Source organism: Bradyrhizobium sp. SZCCHNS3016 (genome assembly GCF_032484535.1).
Classification (GTDB): domain Bacteria; phylum Pseudomonadota; class Alphaproteobacteria; order Rhizobiales; family Xanthobacteraceae; genus Bradyrhizobium.
The window spans coordinates 21,492-38,673 of the sequence record NZ_JAUETE010000011.1 but is presented as its reverse complement, the minus strand read 5'-3'; the positions used below and the strand labels follow the sequence as shown (position 1 = coordinate 38,673).

Below are 17,182 nucleotides of genomic sequence, written 5' to 3'. Positions count from 1 at the left end.
AGATCGATGTTCGTCTCTCTCGCGCTCACGGCGCTGCTCGTCGAGGCGGCGGTCGGTTATCCCCAGGTCCTGGTGCGGCGGATCGGCCATCCCGTGATGTGGATGGGTGCGCTGATAGCATGGGCGGACCGCCGCTGGAACGGGGCAGCAGACGGCTTTGCCGCGCGACGAGCGCGCGGCGTCGGGCTCGTCTGTCTGCTCGTGGCCGGCATGATGACCATCGGCCTCGCCGCAGCATGGGTGATGCAGGCGCTCGTCGGCGAGCCGGCCGCAACCATCATCCTTGGTGTGGCGGCAAGCAGCCTGCTGGCCCAGCGCAGTCTCGACACGCATGTCGCCGCGGTTGCAGAGGGACTGGAGCAGGAGGGGCTCGAGGGCGGCCGCAGAGCCGTCTCGATGATCGTCGGCCGCGATCCCGATCGGCTGGATGAAGCCGGCGTTGCGCGGGCCGCGATCGAGAGCCTGGCAGAAAACTTCTCCGATGGCGTCGTCGCACCTGTGTTCTGGCTCGTCGTCGGTGGTCTTCCAGGTATCCTGATCTACAAGGCTCTCAACACCGCGGACAGCATGATCGGTCATCTCTCGGACCGGCACCGCGCGTTCGGCTGGGCGGCGGCGCGGCTCGACGATCTCGTCAACTTGCCGGCCTCGCGCCTGTCCGCGCTGTGGATCGCAGCCGCTGCGGCCTGCATCCCGAGCGCCTCGGCTTCGGCCGCGGTGCGAGCTGTTGCACGTGATGCGTCGAAGCACCGTTCGCCCAACGCCGGCTGGCCGGAAGCGGCGATGGCCGGTGCGCTCGGACTGCGCCTGGCGGGGCCGCGCGTCTATCACGGTCATCTCGTCACCGATGCCTGGATGGGCGACGGGCGCGCCGATCTCAACGCCTCCGACATCCGGAGCGCCTTGCGGCTTTATCGGCTGGCCTGTCTGGTTCAGGTCCTGGTCGTCGCAGGATTCGTCCTGGTCAGGATCCTGTAGCCGCCACGGCCGGCGCGGGCTTGCTCGCCAATGCGAGGATTCGGTCCACGTCGACGTAGCGCTCGAGATGCGCCGCGAGTGCATCCAACGTCGTGTCCACATCGGTCTCATAGGATAAGCCGCTCGTCGTCGCGCCGAGGCCGCGCAGCCAATGGGCGCGCAGGCCATCATCGGCGAACAGGCCATGCACGTAGCAGCCGGTAACCAGGCCATTCGCTGCGATGGCGCCATCGCGACGGCCGTCGGAGAAGGTCAGGAAGGGGCTCTGTGTCGCCGGTCCGTCAGTGCGGCCGATATGCATCTCGTAACCGCGGAACGACAGCTGATCTTCCGTCAGCGTGCCCTGGACCTCGCGCAACGCCTTGTCATCGGTCAATGTCGTTTCGACGTCGAGCAGGCCAAGTCCCGCGACGGAACCAGGTGCTCCCTCGTGTCCGTCGGGATCGCTGATCACGTGCCCCAGCATCTGATATCCGCCGCAGATGCCGAGCACGCGACCGCCGCGGCGCAGATGCGCGATAAGATCGATGTCCCAGCCGGCGCCACGCAGGGCGGCGAGATCGGCGATCGTCGCCTTCGAGCCCGGCAGGATCACCATCGATGCGTCGCCGGGGATCGGCGTGCCTGGCCGCAAAAACTGCAGATCGATTCCATCTTCCAGCCGCAACGGATCGAACTCGTCGAAATTGGAAATGCGCGGGTAGGCGAGGATGACGACCTTCGGCCGTTGTCCTCCCGATGATCCGCGTTCAGCCAGGCCAAGCGCGTCCTCCGCTGGCAGGCGGCGCGCATCCGGAAAATGCGGAATGAGCCCGAGCGATGTCCAGCCCGTCCGCTGCGCAATCTCGTTCATGCCCGACGCAAACAAGGCCGGATCGCCGCGAAACTTGTTGACGAGGAAACCTGCCACGCGCGCGGCATCGTCCGGCGGGATCACAGTCTTGGTGCCGACCACGCTTGCAATCACGCCGCCCCGATCGATATCGCCGATCAGCACCACCGGAATCTGCGTCGCTTGCGCAAAGCCCATGTTGGCGATGTCGCCCGCGCGCAGGTTGATCTCGGAGGCGGAGCCTGCGCCTTCGACCAGCACGATGTCGGCATCCGCTGCGAGGTGATGGAAGCTGTCGAGCACGGCCGCCATCAGTTGCGGCTTCATCGCCTGATAGGCGGATGCCTTGGCGTTGCCGATGACGCGACCCTGGACCACGACCTGCGAGCCGATCTCGCTCTGCGGTTTCAGCAGCACCGGGTTCATGTGCACCGTCATCGGCCGCCGCGCCGCGCGCGCCTGCAGCGCCTGGGCACGGCCGATCTCGCCGCCATCAGCGGTGACGGCGGCGTTGTTCGACATGTTCTGCGGCTTGAACGGCGCCACCTTGAGGCCGCGCAATGTCAGCGCGCGCGCGAGCCCCGCGACGATCAGCGATTTGCCGACGTCGGAACCGGTGCCCTGGAACATGATGGCGCGCGCGCTCATGAGCCTAGTACTCGATGCCTTCCTGCGCCTTCACGCCGGCTGCGAAGTGATGCTTCACGAGGTTCATCTCGGTGACGAGATCGGCGGCCTCGATCAGCTCCGGCTTGGCGTTGCGCCCGGTGACGACGACGTGCAGATCGGGACGGCGCCCTGCCAGCGTGGCGACGACGTCTGCGATATCAAGGTGATCATAGCGCAGCGCGATGTTGAGCTCATCGAGGACGAGCAACCGGATCGACGGATCCGCCATCAGCTCCTTTGCCTTCGCCCAGGCGCGCTCCGCCGCGGCGACGTCGCGCGCCCGATCCTGCGTCTCCCACGTAAAGCCTTCCCCGAGCGTGTGCCACGACACCTGATCGCCGAACTTCTCGATCGCCTTGCGCTCGCCGGTTTCCCACGCGCCCTTGCCGAACTGCACGACGCCGATGCGAAAACCGCGACCGAGTGCGCGCAGCATCAAGCCCCACGCCGCCGTCGATTTGCCCTTGCCCTTGCCGGTGTGAACGATCAGCAGGCCCTTCTCCACGGTCTTGGAGGCGACCTCAGCATCCTGCACCGCTTTGCGGTTCTCCATCTTCGCTTTGTGGCGTGAATCGTCGGCGCTTCCGGTCATCGACATTTTCTCCTAGTCACTTCAACGTCAGCGGCAGTCCCGCCGCCATCAGGATCACGCGATCGGCCACGGCCGCGACGTCCTGGTTCAGTCGCCCCTGGGCATCGCGAAAGGCGCGCGCGAGCGCGTTGTCCGGCACGATGCCAAGTCCAACTTCGTTGGACACGGCCACGATCGGGCCATGCGCGTTCCTGAGCGCGTCGATCAACTCGGCTGATCTTGCCGCCACGTCCATGTCGGCGAACATCACATTGCTGAGCCACAGCGTCAGGCAATCGATCAGCATCGGCACGCTCGAATTTGCCCGTGCACGGACCAGGCCTGCAAGATCATGTGTGGTCTCCAACGTCTGCCATCCCTCGGTGCGGCGCGCCTTGTGCTGCGCGATTCGGTCCTTCATCTCATCGTCGAACGCCTGCGCGGTCGCAACATAGGTCCAAGGTGCGGGAAAGGCGGTCACGAGCGCCTCGGCATGACGGCTCTTGCCGGAACGCGCGCCGCCGAGCACCAGGGTCAGGCGCGGCAGGGCGGGATGCGGGCGGGCGGGGACCATGGGGGACGATTCCGATTGACGGGCTTTGGCGCGACCCGTATCTAACAGATGACGGTTCTCCGAAAGGAGAGATTTAGGGAACACGGTGCGGGTTCTTGACCCAAGGCCGTGGCTGCCCCCGCAACTGTAATCGGCGAGTGTGAGGCCAAGACACCACTGGGAAACCGGGAAGGTGGCTTCACGCGGTGACCCGAGAGCCAGGAGACCTGCCGTCGACATTGCTGTTGGCCGACCCGTCGCGCGGGGAGTCGCGATGCTGGTTCTGATCCCGCCGGGATGGGTGGGATGCCGTCGGATGCAGCGCATCGTCCGGTCCTCTGGGGAGCCGGCAAGCGACGGAGACGGCCATGAAGTTGACCCGTACCACGACCTTTGCAGCCGCGAGCCTGGTGCTGCTCGCCGCCGATCCCGCCTTCGCGCATCACATGATGGGGGGCAAGCTGCCGCAGACGTTTGCGCAGGGCCTGCTGTCCGGCCTCGGCCATCCTGTGATCGGAATCGACCATCTGGCCGCCATCGTCGGTGCGGGCATCGTCGCAGCATTTCTGGGCCGCGGCTTCGCGCCGGTGCTCGCCTTCACCACCGCGATGATCGCGGGCGTCGGTCTTCATGTGGCCAAGGCCAACATCCCGGCTGCCGAGCTGCTGGTCGGCCTGACCACCGCCGTGGTCGGTCTGGTGGTGGTGATGCGTGGCGGTTTCGGCGTGCTGCCCGTCGCCGGCCTGTTCGCTGTGACCGGCCTCGTCCACGGCTATGCGCTGGGTGAATCGATCGTCGGGGCAGAGAACACCCCGCTCGGGGCCTATCTCGCCGGCCTGCTCGTGATCCAGACCCTCATCGCCGCCGGCGCGTTCCTCGGCACCAGGCTGCTGTCGGCGAAGGCCAAAGCGGCTGCGCCGCTGGCGCTGCGGCTCGCGGGCGCTGCCATCGTGCTGGTGGGGGGCGTCGCCGCGGCGACGGCGGCCGGCGTGATCGGCTGATTGATGACCGCATCAGAGACTGGTGAGACGACGCTGTTCGTCTGCGTCACCTGCCGTTCGCAGGGGACGGAACCTACGCCGCCTGATCAGCCGCGGGCCGGAGCCCGTTTGCTCGCCGCGATCGAGACGTTGCCGACCGCGCAGCGCGCCGGTGTCGCCGTGGTCGGCGTCGAGTGCCTGTCCAACTGCAATCGTGCGTGCACGGTTGCAGTGACGGCGCCGGGCAAATGGACCTATGTGCTCGGCGCGCTCGATCCGGATCTGCATGTTCAGGATGTGCTGACATTCGCCCAGCTGCATCAGCGCCATGACGCCGGCCTGCCGGCCTGGCGCGAGCGTCCCGAATACATCCGCAAGAACACCGTTGCGCGCGTTCCCGCGCTGTCAGCACCACGCTGAAACGAGAGATCGTATCGCCATGACGAAGTCGTTCGCCAAGACGCCTTGCACCATCGTCACCGGTTTCCTCGGCGCCGGCAAGACCACGCTGGTGCGCAACCTGATCGAGACCGCGAACGGTCGCCGGCTCGCCATCATCGTCAACGAGTTCGGCGATGTCGGCATCGACGGCGACATCCTGAAGGGTTGCGGCGTGCCGGATTGTCCGGAGGATCGCATCGTCGAGCTGTCGAACGGCTGCCTGTGCTGCACCGTTGCCGATGATTTCGTGCCCGCGCTCAGGAGCCTGCTGGATCAGAAGGAGCCGCCGGAGCATATCGTGATCGAGACCTCGGGGCTGGCGCTGCCGAAGCCGCTGGTGCAGGCCTTCAATTGGCCCGAGATCGCGACGCGCGTCACCGTCGACGGCGTCGTTGCGGTCGTCGATGGTCCGGCGGTGGTCGCGGGACGCTTCGCCGATGATCCCGAGGCGCTCGCCGCGCAGCGCGCCAGTGATGCTTCGCTCGATCACGACAACCCGCTGGAGGAGGTCTACGAGGATCAGCTGCTGTGCGCCGATCTCGTCGTGATGAACAAGAGCGACCTGATGAGCGAGGAGCAGCGCAAGGATGTCGCGGCCGAGATCGCGGCGAAGGTGCAGCGTGCCGTCAAGGTGATCGCGACGGAGCACGGCAGGCTGTCGGCTTCAATTCTGCTCGGGCTCGGTGCCGCAGCGGAGGACGATCTCGCGGCCCGACCGTCACATCACGACAACGAGGCCGAGCACGATCACGACGATTTCGAGAGTTTCGTGCTCGACGTTCCGGCGCAGGCTTCGCCCGATGCGCTCGTCGACCGCATCGCGGCCGCCGTCGACGCGCATGATGTGTTGCGGGTGAAAGGGTTCGTGGAAGTCGCCGGCAAGCCGCTGCGCCTCCTGGTGCAGGCCGTTGGCAGCCGCATCCAGCATCAGTTCGAGCGCCCGTGGCGCTCGGGCGAATCGCGGCAGGGGCGGCTGGTGATCATCGGCGAGCGCGGCCTCGATGCCGCTGCCATCCAGAGCCTGATCACAGGATAGGCGTCACCGATGCACCTGCTGGCGACAACGGGCGCGGATCTCGACGACCTCGAACAGGCCGTGGATCTTGCACAGTCGCCGGCCGAGATCGTCGTGCTGTCGTTCTCGGACACCGACCTCTCGGCGCTGGCCGAGGCCTGGACCGCGTCGTCGGATGAGCTGCTGAGCCTGCGCCTCGCCAGCTTGAAACGGCTGAAGCATCCGATGTCGGTCGATCTCTATGTCGACCGCGTCGTGCTGGGCGCGCGCGCCGTCGTCGTGCGCTGTCTCGGCGGGCTCGACTATTGGCGCTACGGGCTGGAGCGCATCGCATCGGTCTGCCGCAGCCGCAACATCCCGTTTGCGGCACTGCCGGGTGACGATCGCGCCGACGAGAGGCTCGATGCGCTCTCGACCCTGCCGAAGGACGCGACCTCGCGTCTCTACGGCTATCTGCACGAGGGCGGCGTCGGCAATGCGCGCGAGGCCCTGCGCTATCTCGCGACGCTGCTCGGGCGCGACGCGCATTTTGCGGAGCCGGTCGCGATCGGTTCGATCGTCGGCTTCATGCCCGATCGCGGAGCCGTCGGCATCGATGATCTCTGCGGCCACAATGATGCGCGGCCCACCGCGTTGATCGTGTTCTACCGTGCGGGCCTGCTCGCCGCCGATACGGCGGGGATCGCGGAGCTGATGCGGGCGCTCGAAGGTGAAGGGCTGGCGGCAGTCGCGGTCGCGGTGACCAGCCTGAAGGATCCCAACATCGGGGATGCACTGGCGCGACTCGTCCAGCGCCGGCGTCCTGCGATCATTTTGAACGCCACCGCGTTCTCGGCGCTGCGCGACGACGGCGCCACGGTGCTCGACGTGGCCGATGCACCAGTTCTGCAAATCATCCAGGCGCAGAGCACGGAAGAGGCCTGGGCCTCGTCGGCGCGCGGACTGTCGCCGACGGATCTGGCCATGAATGTCGTTCTGCCGGAGCTCGACGGCCGGCTGTTGGCACGCCCGATTGCGTTCAAGGGCGAAACGCCCGCGGATGAGCGTCTGCAGTTCGGCACGATGCGCTATGTGCCCCGACACGACCGCATCGCTTACGTCGCTCGGCTCGCGGCGCGATGGGCGCGGCTGCGGGCGCTGCCGGCAAGCGAGCGGCGCGTGGCGCTGCTGCTCTCCGACTATCCGGCGCGCGGCGGGCGCCGCGGCTACGCTGTCGGTCTCGACACCAGCGGAAGCGCTGCCGCCATTGCGCGGCAGTTGGCGGAGGCGGGGTACGATATCGGCCGCGCAGCTCCGACCGCCGAAGATGTCGACGCGCTGCTGCGGGACGAGGCAGATGAGCTCGTGGTGCCGCTCGCGGCCTATCGGTGTGCTCTGGCGCTGTTGCCGGACGATCTGCAGCGTGCCTTGCATGACAATTGGGGAGAGGCGGAAGCCGACCCGGCGGTTCGAGATGGCGCCTTTCGTTTTTCGGTGCTGCACGCCGGAAAACTCTCGATCCTGCTACAGCCGGATCGTGGCAATCGCGCCGATCGCAAGTCCGGCTACCATGACACGAGCGTGCCTCCGCGGCACGCCTATGTCGCGCTCTATGCGCATCTGCGTGAGGCCGAGCGGATCGATGCGCTGATTCATCTCGGTGCGCATGGCACGCTGGAATGGCTGCCTGGCAAGGCGCTGGCGCTCTCAAATGCGTGCTGGCCGGAGGCCGTGCTGGGCCCGCTGCCGGTGATCTATCCCTTCATCGTCAACAATCCCGGCGAAGCGATGCAGGCCAAGCGGCGATTGTCGGCGCTGACGCTCGGGCATCTGACGCCGCCGCTGTCGCAGGCCGGTCTGCACGGACCCTTGCTGGAGCTGGAGGCGCTGGTCGAGGAATATGCCGAGGCGGATGGCCTCGACAAGCGCCGGCTCGGACTCCTGGAGGACGAGATTGTCGCGCGGGCCTGGCAGAGCGGCCTGGCCGCCGATTGCGGGCTCGACCGCGCAATGACCGGACGCGAGGCGATCGCACAGCTCGATGCGCAGCTCTGCGACATCAAGGAGCTCGCGGTGCGCGACCGCCTGCATGTGTTCGGGGAAGCGCCCGACACGGCGGCGACCGGCCTGCTTGCGGATGCGATCACGGCGGCCATGGGGCCGGCGGCCGCGACGGTCGATCGCGCCGACATCGCCGCACGGATCGCCGCGAGCGCTGCAGCCGAACGCAGCGCGTTGCTCGCGGCACTCGACGGTCGCCGCGTCGCTGCCGGTCCCGCCGGCGCGCCGAGCCGCGGCCGGCTCGACGTGTTGCCCACGGGGCGCAATCTCACCGCGATCGACCCGCGTGCGATCCCGACCCGGACCGCCGCTGTGGTCGGCGTACGCGCGGCTGACGAGGTGATCCGGCGCTATTTGCAGGATCATGGCGACTACCCGCGCGCGCTCATGCTTGATCTCTGGGCGTCCGCATCGCTGCGCACCGGCGGTGACGATCTGGCCCAGGCCTTGGCTTATCTGGGCGTGCGGCCGCGCTGGGACCTGAACTCCAATCGTGTCACCGGCGTCGACGTACTGCCGTTGGCGATGCTCGACCGCCCGCGCATCGATGCGACGCTGCGGATCTCGGGGCTGTTTCGCGACCTGTTCGAAGCGCAGATCGCGCTGTTCGATCTCGCCGTGCAGAAAGTGGCGTCTCTCGACGAGGATGATGCCGACAATCCGCTGGCCGCGGCGCGGCGGCGCGGCGAGAGCCTCGCGCGCGTGTTCGGCGGGGCGCCTGGCAGCTACGGTGCCGTTGCCGCCGACCTTGCGCTCGGAATGGACTGGACGAGCCGGTCGCAGCTCGGCGAGGCGTATCTCGAGAGCGCCGCTTATAGCTTTGGCGGGACGCATGACGGCGCGTCTGCTTCCGACACGTTCCGCGCCCGCGTCCGCAGCGCCGACGCCCTCGTGCATCCGCAGGACGATCGTGAGCGCGACCTGCTCGATGGCGAGGAGGTCGCCGACTTTGCCGGAGGCTTCGCAGCCGCTGCAGCGTCGCTCGGCGCGTCGCCCGTACTGCTGCATCTCGACACCAGCCGTCCGGAGGCGCCGGCGGCGCGGAGCTTCAGCGAGGAGATTGCCCGCGTGGTGCGCGGCCGTCTCACCAATCCGCGCTGGATTGCGGGAATGCTCGCGCATGGCTATCGCGGCGTCGCCGAGATCGCGCAGGGCGTCGACGCGCTCTATGCCTTTGCCGCCACCTCTGACGCCGTCGCCGAGCACCTGTTCGATCTGGCGCACGGGGCGCTGCTGCGTGACGAGGCTGTGTTGGACAACATGGTCGCGCGCAATCCGGCGGCGGTCGCCGCGATCGTCTCGCGATTTGAGGATGCGCTACGCCGGCAGCTATGGGTGCCGCGCCGGAATGCGGTCGCCGATGAGCTTGCGCATGCCCGCACGCGCCTGACGCAAGCGGAGAGCGCGTCATGACCGCCTTGGTCGAGATCAAGGGCTGGTGCCCGGGCGCGCGGCGTCCGATGCCGAGCGGCGACGGGCTTATCGTTCGTGTCCGGCCGCATGGGGGCGCGTTGCCGGTGTCGGCGCTGCGTGAGCTTGCCGAGGCCGCTCAGCGCTACGGCAATGGCCAGATCGACCTCACGCGCCGTGCCAATCTGCAGATTCGCGGCGTATCGTCCGAGACGCTTGTGCCGCTGTGGGAGCTGATGGCATCGCTCGGACTGCTCGATGACAGCGCCGAGCTCGAGGCCATCCGCAACATCGTCGTCAATCCGCTGGCAGGACTCGACCCGGCCGAATGGGTCGACATGCGTCCCGTCGCCGCCGAGTTGGAGACGCTGCTGGCCTCGGATCAGGCGCTCCATGCTCTGCCGCCCAAGTTCGGCTTTGCGCTGGATGGCGGCGGCAGGCTGCCGCTGACCGGGCTCGCCGCGGATGTTCGTCTCGTCGGCTGTGGTGGTACTGAGGCAAGGCGGATCGCCGTCGGCATTGCCGGTTCGAACGACTATGTGTGGCTGGGAACGGCAGCCGTGACCGACGCGGCGTCGACGGCCGTTCACCTCGCGCGGCTGGTGTTGCAACACAGCCCGACGCGACGTTCCGCGACGTTGCAGCCGCAAGCGAGCGCTGCCATCCGCGCCGAACTGGGCCTCGATGTTTCAAACGCCATCGCGACGGCGTCAGCAACCATTTCGCAGCGACGTTGCGGCGTCATCGCTCTGACGGATCAAACCTGCGCCGTCGGTCTCGGCGTGCCGTTCGGCCGCATTGATAGCGGCACGCTGGCGCGGCTCGCGGCCATGCTTGCGGCACACGATGTCGCCGAGGTCCGCTTGTCGCCATGGCGCGCGCTGTATGTCGCCGCGGGCGCCGTGACCGCGGAGCAACTGGTGGCGGATACAGCCCGGCTCGGCCTGGTCGTCGACGATGCCGATCCATTGATGCGCATCGACGCCTGCTCGGGCGCCGGCTGCTGTCCATCGACCGGACTGGCGACGCGACAGCATGCCCGCGTGCTCGCGGATGCGATGGCCCGGACCGGATTCAATGGCACGTTGCACGTCTCCGGCTGCGCCAAGGGCTGCGCACGCTCGGCAGCCGCGGACGTCGTGCTGGTCGGCGAGGGTGAAGGTTATCACATCGTCCGCAACGGCACGGTGAAGAGCGAATCCTGCGGCATGCTCGATCCCACTGAGACCGACGTCGACGGGCTGTTCGAAACGAAAGAAAAGGCCGATGTCTGAGCTGCGCGACTACATCAAGGACGGGGCGGAGATCTATCGCCGTTCGTTCGCGACCATCCGCGCCGAGGCCGATCTGTCGCGCTTCCACGGACTGGAAGAGAAGATCGCCGTGCGCATCATCCATGCCTGCGGCATGGTCGAGATCACCTCCGACATCGCCATGTCCGAACACTTCGCCGCCGAAGCGCGGGCGGCGCTCGATCGTGGCGCGCCAATCCTGTGCGATGCCAAGATGGTGGCGCAGGGGATCACGCGGGCGCGGTTGCCGGCGAAAAACGAGATCATCTGCACGCTCGATGCTCCGGAGGTGCCGGCGCTCGCCGCGCAGCTCGGCACGACCCGATCCGCGGCAGCGCTGGAGCTGTGGCGGCCGCATCTCAGCGGCGCCCTGGTGGCGATCGGCAATGCGCCGACGTCGTTGTTTCATCTGCTCGACATGCTCGATCAGGGCGCGCCGCGACCGGCGGCGGTGATCGGAACGGCTGTGGGGTTCGTGGGAGCCCGCGAGTCCAAGGAGGCGCTCGCGGCCGATGGTCGGGTACCGTATCTGGTCGTCAAGGGCCGCAAGGGCGGCAGCGCCATGGCGGTTGCGGCGGTGAATGCGATCGCGAGCGACGTCGAATGAGCCTGCTCGACACCATCGCGGGCTCGGCCGATCCGGGTACGCTGTACGGCATCGGCGTCGGTCCGGGCGACGTTCGCTATCTGACCTTGCGCGCCGCTGGTCTGGTTCGATCCGTCGACGTGGTGGCGTTCTTTGCCAAGCGCGGCATGGAAGGCAATGCGCGGCGGATCGTCGCCCCGTTGATGGAATCGGGCCGCCACGAGCTGCGGCTCGAATATCCGGTCACGGAAGAATTGCCCGTTGCCGACCTGTCCTATCAGTCCCAGATCGCCGACTTCTACCGACGTGCGTCGGACAGCATCACCGTGCATCTGGCGGCGGGGCGATCGGTCGGTCTGCTGTCCGAAGGCGACCCGTTCTTCTACGGCTCGTTCATGCATATGTGGCGGCGGCTCGAGCGCGATCATCCGGTCGAGGTCGTCCCGGGCGTCACCGGCATGTCCGGCTGCTGGACCAAGGCCAATGTTCCGATCACCTGGGGCGACGACGTCCTCTCCGTTTTGCCGGGCACGCTGGGCGAGGACGTCCTGCATGACCGGCTGACGCGTTGTGAGGCCGCCGTCATCATGAAGGTCGGGCGCAACCTCACCAAGGTGAAGCGTGCGATCATCAGCGCCGGCTTGCTCGATCGTGCGCTCTATGTCGAGCGCGGCACGATGGAAGCGCAGCGTGTCGCGCCCCTGGCCGAGGTGGAGCTGGAGCGCGGCCCCTATTTCTCGATGATCCTGATCCCCGGACAGGGGCGGCGGCTATGACGGGCACGCTGACCATTGTCGGCGTCGGCCCGGGGCGAGCCGAACTGATCACGCCGGCCGCCTCGGCCGCCATCGCTCGCGCGACCGATCTGATCGGTTATGGACCGTATCTCGACAGAGTGACCACGACGAGTCCGGGCCAGATCCGGCACGCCAGCGACAATCGCGTCGAGCTCGACCGCGCCCGCCACGCACTCGGGCTCGCCTGCGACGGCAAGCAGGTCGCGGTGGTGTCGGGCGGTGATCCCGGCGTGTTCGCGATGGCCGCAGCGGTGTTCGAAGCGGTCGAGGCGGGACCGGCAGCCTGGCGCGACCTCGACATCCGCGTCGAGCCTGGTGTCACGGCTATGCTGGCAGCCGCGGCTGAGGTCGGGGCGCCGCTCGGTGGCGACTTCTGTGCGATCTCGCTGTCTGACAATCTCAAGAGCTGGACGACCATCCGCCGCCGCCTGGAGGCGGCCGCTGCAGCCGATTTCGTCATCGCGCTCTATAATCCGCTGTCCAAGGCGCGCCCGCATCAGCTGGGGGAGGCGTTCGCGCTGCTACGGCAGATCAAGCCGGCTTCGACCATCGTCATCCTGGTGCGGGCCGCGGGCAGTGGTGATGTCAGACAGATCATCACCACGCTGGGCGAGGTGGATCCCGACAGGGCGGACATGCGCACGCTCGTGCTGATCGGATCGACGGCCACGCGCCTGATCGCGCGCGGGGGCAAGCCGCCCTTCGCCTATACGCTGCGTCGTGAAGTCGAGGGCGGCGCATGAGCGAGCTGCGCCTCCAGCCACAGCAACGCGGCCCGCGCGCCGTCCAGCGCGACGCCATGCGGCTTCTCGGGGCGGGTGATCATCACCACCGGAATCGCGAGCCGTCGCGCGGCTGCGATCTTCGGATAGGTCGCGGCTCCGCCGGAGTTTTTCGACACCACGAAGGCGATGCGCTCCTGGATCAGAAAGGCTTCCTCTGTCGGCTCGTCGAACGGCCCCCGATCATGGACGAAGCGAATGTCGGGGGGCAGCAGGACGTCGCCAGGCGGATCGATGGTTCGGGCGACATAGTGATGCTGCGGGGCTGCCCCGAAGGCTGCGAGCTCCAGGCGACCAAGGCTGAGGAACACACGCACCGGATCGGCTCCGAGCGCCGGAGCCGCGTCGTCGGCACTGTCGACCTCGATCCAGCGATCGCCGGCCTGGCGTTGCCATGCCGCGCGCCGGATCGACGCCAGCGGCACCGACAGCGCATGACAGGCTGCGACGGCATGGCGCGAGATCTGGTCGGCGTAGGGATGCGTGGCATCGATGACGGCGTCGATCGCATGATCCCGCAGCCAGGCTTCCAGTCCGGCGATGCCGCCAAAGCCGCCGATGCGCGTCGGCAGCGGCTGCGGTTTGGGCGAAGCGGTGCGGCCGGCGAGCGAGAGCGTCGCTGCGAACCGGTCGTCGCCGGCGAGCAGCTTCGCCAGCTCCGAAGCCTCGGTCGTCCCGCCGAGAATGAGGATACGCATGCGGGGAAGCGTCCATGGTGAACTCGGCCGCAACCTGCAACGCGCAGCGCTGGCTGTCCATCGTCGGGATCGGCGAGGACGGCGTCGACGGCCTCTCGGCGCCTGCGCGACGTCTCATTGCGCAGGCGGCCCTCGTGGTCGGCGGCGCCCGTCATATCGAGCTTGCAGCGTCGTTGATTGCGGGGGAACGGCTGGCCTGGCCCAGCCCGCTGAAGCTCGCGTTCGATCAGATCGCGGCGCGACGAGGAGAGCCCGTCGTGGTTCTCGCAAGCGGGGATCCTTTCAACTACGGCGTCGGCAAGCAGCTCATGCAGCGTTTCGCGTCCGCCGAGATGCTGTGTGTCCCGCAGCCCTCGGCCTTCAGCCTTGCGGCGGCGCGGCTCGGCTGGCCGCTACAGGACGTGGCGCAGGTGACGTTGCACGGCCGCGCGCTCGAAGGGATCATCCGCCATCTTGCGCCGGGAGCGCGCATTCTGGCGCTGGCCTGGGATGGATCCACCGCCCCAAGGCTCGCCGCGCTGCTGACCTCACGCCGCATGGGACGCTCGCGCCTGACGGTGCTGGAAGCGATCGGCGGCGCGCACGAACGGGTGCGAAGCGCGCTGGCGGATGCGTTCGATCTTTCCGATATCCATCCGTTGACCACGATCGCGATCGACGTTGATGCCGAGGTTGATGCGCCCGTGATCCCGCTGACCACCGGTCTTGCCGATGATCTGTTCGAGCATGACGGCCAGTTGACCAAGCGCGAGGTCCGCGCCGTGACGTTGTCGGCCCTGGCGCCACGTCCAGGCGAACTGCTGTGGGACGTCGGGCTGGGCTCGGGTTCGGTGGCAATCGAGTGGCTGCTGCGTCATGGCTCGTTGCGCGCGATCGGCATCGAGGCGCGCCAGGACCGGGCCGACCGGGCGATGCGCAACGCGCTGGCGCTCGGCGCTCCCGAGCTGAAACTGGTGACGGGGCGCGCGCCGGCGGTGCTGGCGGATCTTGAGACGCCGGATGCGGCCTTCATCGGCGGCGGCATTTCGGAAGCGGGGGTGTTCGAAGCCGTCTGGTCACGGCTGAGGTCCGGTGGCCGCCTGGTCGCCAACGTGGTGTCGCTCGAAGGCGAGGCGCGGCTGATCGAGTTGTTCGGCAAGCATGGCGGTGAACTGGTCCGCATCGCCGTTTCGCGGATCGAACCGGTCGGTCGCATGCATGGCTGGCGGCAGGCCATGCCGATCACGCAGTGGCGGGTGACGAAGCCATGATCGCGCTCGGGATTGGCTGCCGCCGTGCCGCCAGCGTCGCAGACATCGAGGCGGTGATTGCACATGCGCTCTCGCTTGCGCGCCTCGCACCCGCGGACGTGGCGGTGCTCGCCACTGCGGCCGACAAGGTCAGCGAGCCTGGCGTGATCTGCGCCGCGCAGCGGCTTGGCCGTCCGCTGCTCGGAATTGCCTCTGCAGCGATGACGGCTGTCGCCGATCGCGCGATCACGCGAAGCGATCGCGTCAGGCGCTTGAAGGGTGTACCTTCGGTGGCCGAGACGGCCGCGCTTGCTGCCGCCGGCGCGAATGCCCGGTTGATCCTCGCGCGTGTCGCAAACGCCGCGGCGACCTGCGCGCTGGCGGAGGGCGAGGCTGTCACCGATGCGGAGCCTGCGCCATGACGGTGCACTTCATCGGCGCCGGTCCCGGCGCCGCCGACCTGATCACCTTGCGTGGTCGCGACCTGATCGGGCGCTGCCCGGTGTGTCTCTATGCGGGCTCGCTGGTTCCTCAGGCGCTGCTCGATCATTGTCCGCCCGGTGCGCGTATCGTCGATACGGCACCGATGTCGCTCGACGAGATCGTGGCCGAGATCGAGCGTGCCACGCTCGCGGGCGAAGATGTGGCGCGGCTGCATTCCGGCGATCTCTCGATCTGGAGCGCGCTCGGCGAACAGCTGCGGCGCCTCGACGCGTTGAGGATACCCTACACGATCACACCCGGCGTGCCGTCGTTCGCGGCGGCGGCGGCGGCGCTCGGTCGCGAGCTGACCTTACCGGGACTCGCACAATCGGTGGTGCTCACGCGTACCTCCGGCCGCGCTTCGGCCATGCCCGAGACGGAACAGCTTTCGCTGTTCGCGCAGTCGCGCGCCACGCTCGCCATCCATCTCTCCATCCATGTTCTCGACAAAGTCGTCGAGGAGCTGCGGCCGCACTACGGCGACGACTGTCCGGTGGCGATCGTCTATCGCGCGAGCTGGCCGGATCAGTTGATCCTGACCGGCACGCTGGCGACGATCGTCGGGCAGATCACGACTTCCGCCGTGGAGCGGACCGCGCTGATCCTGGTGGGCCGCGCGCTCGCAGCTGAGGATTTTCGCAATAGCGCGCTGTACGATGCCGATTATCAGCGACGCTTCCGCGGGAGGGGCGAATGAGCCGGCCCGTAACTCTGTCCGACCAGCCGGCCATCGCGGTCGAACACGGCGACATCGAGCGCAATGTCGTTGTCGCCCAGCGCACGCCGCGCCGTCTGCCAGGCGGCGTGCGCGACGACCTCGCCTGCCGGAAATCCGAGCCGCTCGGCCTCCTGAAGCACCTGCAGCGCGGTGTTGGCGGTGCGCGCGGTCGTGACCAACGCGTCCGGCGCGCCGGCGTCATGCAACGTGTTCGCGAGCCAGCCGAGATCGACTTCGCCGGCGCGCGAATGCAGGTCGAGCAGGCCCTGGCCGAGCTTGGTCATCTTGGCGAAGCCGCCGGCCACGGTGATGCGGGCCACCGGATGCCGGCGCAGATATTTCAGCATGCCGCCGGCGAAATCGCCCATGTCGATCAGCGCCGTCTCCGGCAGGCCGTGGAGCTGCTGCACGGCCTTCTCCGACGTGCTTCCCGTCGCGCCGGCGATGTGCGGCAGGCCGGCGGCGCGCGCGACGTCGATGCCGCGATAAATGGAGTGGATCCAGGCGGCACAGCTGAACGGCACGACGACTCCCGTGGTGCCGAGGATCGACAGGCCGCCAACGATGCCGAGGCGCGGGTTCAGCGTCTTCCTGGCGAGCTCCTCGCCGCCAGGAATGGAGATCTCGATGATGACGTCGCCCGTCGCGCCGAGCGCTGCGGCAGCTTCGCCGATCGCCGCCGCGATCATCTCCCGCGGCACCGGATTGATCGCAGGTTCTCCCGGCGGCAGCGGCAACCCCGGGCGCGTCACGGTGCCGACGCCCGGACCTGCGCGGAACGTCACGCCGGAGTCGTCTGCACCGCGCCGCAGAGTCGCCTTGACCAGCGCACCATGCGTGACGTCAGGATCATCACCGGCATCCTTGATCACGCCGGCGGTTGCCTTCGCGCCGGCGGCCTCGTGCATCGCGACTGCAAAGCCGACGCGACGTCCGCCCGGCAGGGCGATCTCGACCATGGCAGGACAGTTGCCCGTGATCAGCAGCTCGTAGGCGGCGCGGGCCGCGGCCGTGGCGCAGCTGCCGGTGGTCCAGCCACGCTTCAGCGGTCGGTTCGGCGGATCCGCGGTTTCCATCATGTCCGTTCGCATAGCACATTTTGCCATGC

17 protein-coding genes and 1 riboswitch are annotated in these 17,182 nt (G+C 68.0%); of the genes, 12 read left to right on the top strand and 5 right to left on the bottom strand.

The features are described from left to right. The first annotated feature begins 6 nt into the window (after positions 1-6). Positions 7-978, top strand: coding sequence for an adenosylcobinamide-phosphate synthase CbiB (gene cbiB / locus QW881_RS20880; RefSeq protein WP_315756422.1), 972 nt, complete (start codon positions 7-9; stop codon positions 976-978). On the opposite strand, the gene QW881_RS20875 is transcribed toward cbiB, so the two are convergent. Genes QW881_RS20875 through cobU form a run of 3 tightly spaced genes read right to left on the bottom strand, consistent with a single transcriptional unit; the run spans position 965 to position 3,624 of the window. Then, positions 965-2,458 carry a cobyric acid synthase gene (locus tag QW881_RS20875; RefSeq protein ID WP_315756421.1) on the bottom strand — a complete coding sequence of 498 codons (1,494 nt, stop codon included), beginning with the start codon at positions 2,456-2,458 and terminating at the stop codon, positions 965-967. The genes cbiB and QW881_RS20875 overlap by 14 nt on opposite strands. Before the next feature lie 4 nt (positions 2,459-2,462). After that, a complete protein-coding gene (cobO, locus tag QW881_RS20870; RefSeq protein WP_315756420.1) occupies positions 2,463-3,071 on the bottom strand; it encodes a cob(I)yrinic acid a,c-diamide adenosyltransferase in 609 nt (202 codons plus the stop codon). Between the two features lie 16 nt (positions 3,072-3,087). Next, positions 3,088-3,624, bottom strand: coding sequence for a bifunctional adenosylcobinamide kinase/adenosylcobinamide-phosphate guanylyltransferase (gene cobU / locus QW881_RS20865; protein ID WP_315756419.1), 537 nt, complete (start codon positions 3,622-3,624; stop codon positions 3,088-3,090). Between the two features lie 35 nt (positions 3,625-3,659). Next, positions 3,660-3,853: riboswitch (cobalamin riboswitch) on the top strand. A gap of 118 nt (positions 3,854-3,971) precedes the next feature. Between cobU and QW881_RS20860 the strand changes: the two genes are divergently transcribed. The 8 genes from QW881_RS20860 to cobJ are packed head-to-tail and all read left to right on the top strand — an operon-like array spanning position 3,972 to position 12,907. Continuing rightward, entirely contained in the window at positions 3,972-4,604 is a 633-nt protein-coding gene (locus QW881_RS20860) for a HupE/UreJ family protein (protein WP_315756418.1), read from the top strand. Positions 4,605-4,607: 3 nt separating this feature from the next. Beyond that, positions 4,608-5,003 (top strand): DUF1636 domain-containing protein, encoded by a 396-nt coding sequence (locus QW881_RS20855; RefSeq protein WP_315756417.1) that lies wholly within the window; start codon positions 4,608-4,610, stop codon positions 5,001-5,003. Positions 5,004-5,022: 19 nt separating this feature from the next. After that, positions 5,023-6,060 (top strand): cobalamin biosynthesis protein CobW, encoded by a 1,038-nt coding sequence (gene cobW, locus QW881_RS20850; RefSeq protein ID WP_315756416.1) that lies wholly within the window; start codon positions 5,023-5,025, stop codon positions 6,058-6,060. Between the two features lie 9 nt (positions 6,061-6,069). Then, positions 6,070-9,492, top strand: a complete 3,423-nt coding sequence (gene cobN / locus QW881_RS20845) for a cobaltochelatase subunit CobN (RefSeq protein WP_316159160.1) — start codon at positions 6,070-6,072, stop codon at positions 9,490-9,492. Continuing rightward, entirely contained in the window at positions 9,489-10,763 is a 1,275-nt protein-coding gene (gene cobG / locus QW881_RS20840) for a precorrin-3B synthase (protein ID WP_316159161.1), read from the top strand. Before cobN ends, cobG begins: the two co-directional genes overlap by 4 nt. After that, positions 10,756-11,388, top strand: a complete 633-nt coding sequence (locus QW881_RS20835) for a precorrin-8X methylmutase (protein WP_316159162.1) — start codon at positions 10,756-10,758, stop codon at positions 11,386-11,388. The genes cobG and QW881_RS20835 overlap by 8 nt, the downstream gene beginning before the upstream one ends. Further along, positions 11,385-12,143 (top strand): precorrin-2 C(20)-methyltransferase, encoded by a 759-nt coding sequence (locus QW881_RS20830; RefSeq protein ID WP_316159163.1) that lies wholly within the window; start codon positions 11,385-11,387, stop codon positions 12,141-12,143. The genes QW881_RS20835 and QW881_RS20830 overlap by 4 nt, the downstream gene beginning before the upstream one ends. Further along, the gene (gene cobJ, locus QW881_RS20825) at positions 12,140-12,907 is read left to right on the top strand and encodes a precorrin-3B C(17)-methyltransferase (protein WP_316159164.1); all 768 of its coding nucleotides are present in this window, start codon (positions 12,140-12,142) and stop codon (positions 12,905-12,907) included. The genes QW881_RS20830 and cobJ overlap by 4 nt, the downstream gene beginning before the upstream one ends. Here cobJ and QW881_RS20820 read toward each other — a convergent pair. Then, the gene (locus QW881_RS20820) at positions 12,871-13,644 is read right to left on the bottom strand and encodes a cobalt-precorrin-6A reductase (RefSeq protein WP_316159165.1); all 774 of its coding nucleotides are present in this window, start codon (positions 13,642-13,644) and stop codon (positions 12,871-12,873) included. The two genes, cobJ and QW881_RS20820, sit on opposite strands and share 37 nt — an antisense overlap. A 14-nt stretch (positions 13,645-13,658) precedes the next feature. On the opposite strand from QW881_RS20820, the gene cbiE reads away from it, so the two are divergent. Genes cbiE through cobM form a run of 3 tightly spaced genes read left to right on the top strand, consistent with a single transcriptional unit; the run spans position 13,659 to position 16,053 of the window. Beyond that, positions 13,659-14,894 carry a precorrin-6y C5,15-methyltransferase (decarboxylating) subunit CbiE gene (gene cbiE, locus QW881_RS20815; protein ID WP_316159166.1) on the top strand — a complete coding sequence of 412 codons (1,236 nt, stop codon included), beginning with the start codon at positions 13,659-13,661 and terminating at the stop codon, positions 14,892-14,894. Next, complete coding sequence (locus QW881_RS20810) at positions 14,891-15,295, top strand: cobalamin biosynthesis protein (protein WP_315739759.1); 405 nt, start codon at positions 14,891-14,893, stop codon at positions 15,293-15,295. Before cbiE ends, QW881_RS20810 begins: the two co-directional genes overlap by 4 nt. Next, the gene (gene cobM, locus QW881_RS20805; protein WP_316159167.1) at positions 15,292-16,053 is read left to right on the top strand and encodes a precorrin-4 C(11)-methyltransferase; all 762 of its coding nucleotides are present in this window, start codon (positions 15,292-15,294) and stop codon (positions 16,051-16,053) included. Before QW881_RS20810 ends, cobM begins: the two co-directional genes overlap by 4 nt. On the opposite strand, the gene QW881_RS20800 is transcribed toward cobM, so the two are convergent. Continuing rightward, positions 16,023-17,153, bottom strand: coding sequence for a cobalt-precorrin-5B (C(1))-methyltransferase (locus QW881_RS20800; protein WP_316159168.1), 1,131 nt, complete (start codon positions 17,151-17,153; stop codon positions 16,023-16,025). The genes cobM and QW881_RS20800 overlap by 31 nt on opposite strands. Positions 17,154-17,182: the final 29 nt, after the last annotated feature.

What these genes read in the sequence shown, in the direction of transcription:
- cbiB (WP_315756422.1), top strand. Translation starts at nt 7, where the DNA reads ATGTTCGTCTCTCTCGCGCTCACGGCGCTGCTCGTCGAGGCGGCGGTC.
- QW881_RS20875 (WP_315756421.1), bottom strand. Translation starts at nt 2,458, where the DNA reads ATGAGCGCGCGCGCCATCATGTTCCAGGGCACCGGTTCCGACGTCGGC.
- QW881_RS20855 (WP_315756417.1), top strand. Translation starts at nt 4,608, where the DNA reads ATGACCGCATCAGAGACTGGTGAGACGACGCTGTTCGTCTGCGTCACC.
- QW881_RS20860 (WP_315756418.1), top strand. Translation starts at nt 3,972, where the DNA reads ATGAAGTTGACCCGTACCACGACCTTTGCAGCCGCGAGCCTGGTGCTG.
- cobJ (WP_316159164.1), top strand. Translation starts at nt 12,140, where the DNA reads ATGACGGGCACGCTGACCATTGTCGGCGTCGGCCCGGGGCGAGCCGAA.
- cobW (WP_315756416.1), top strand. Translation starts at nt 5,023, where the DNA reads ATGACGAAGTCGTTCGCCAAGACGCCTTGCACCATCGTCACCGGTTTC.
- QW881_RS20800 (WP_316159168.1), bottom strand. Translation starts at nt 17,153, where the DNA reads ATGATGGAAACCGCGGATCCGCCGAACCGACCGCTGAAGCGTGGCTGG.
- cobO (WP_315756420.1), bottom strand. Translation starts at nt 3,071, where the DNA reads ATGACCGGAAGCGCCGACGATTCACGCCACAAAGCGAAGATGGAGAAC.
- QW881_RS20835 (WP_316159162.1), top strand. Translation starts at nt 10,756, where the DNA reads ATGTCTGAGCTGCGCGACTACATCAAGGACGGGGCGGAGATCTATCGC.
- cobM (WP_316159167.1), top strand. Translation starts at nt 15,292, where the DNA reads ATGACGGTGCACTTCATCGGCGCCGGTCCCGGCGCCGCCGACCTGATC.
- QW881_RS20820 (WP_316159165.1), bottom strand. Translation starts at nt 13,644, where the DNA reads ATGCGTATCCTCATTCTCGGCGGGACGACCGAGGCTTCGGAGCTGGCG.
- cobN (WP_316159160.1), top strand. Translation starts at nt 6,070, where the DNA reads ATGCACCTGCTGGCGACAACGGGCGCGGATCTCGACGACCTCGAACAG.
- QW881_RS20810 (WP_315739759.1), top strand. Translation starts at nt 14,891, where the DNA reads ATGATCGCGCTCGGGATTGGCTGCCGCCGTGCCGCCAGCGTCGCAGAC.
- QW881_RS20830 (WP_316159163.1), top strand. Translation starts at nt 11,385, where the DNA reads ATGAGCCTGCTCGACACCATCGCGGGCTCGGCCGATCCGGGTACGCTG.
- cbiE (WP_316159166.1), top strand. Translation starts at nt 13,659, where the DNA reads ATGGTGAACTCGGCCGCAACCTGCAACGCGCAGCGCTGGCTGTCCATC.
- cobG (WP_316159161.1), top strand. Translation starts at nt 9,489, where the DNA reads ATGACCGCCTTGGTCGAGATCAAGGGCTGGTGCCCGGGCGCGCGGCGT.
- cobU (WP_315756419.1), bottom strand. Translation starts at nt 3,624, where the DNA reads ATGGTCCCCGCCCGCCCGCATCCCGCCCTGCCGCGCCTGACCCTGGTG.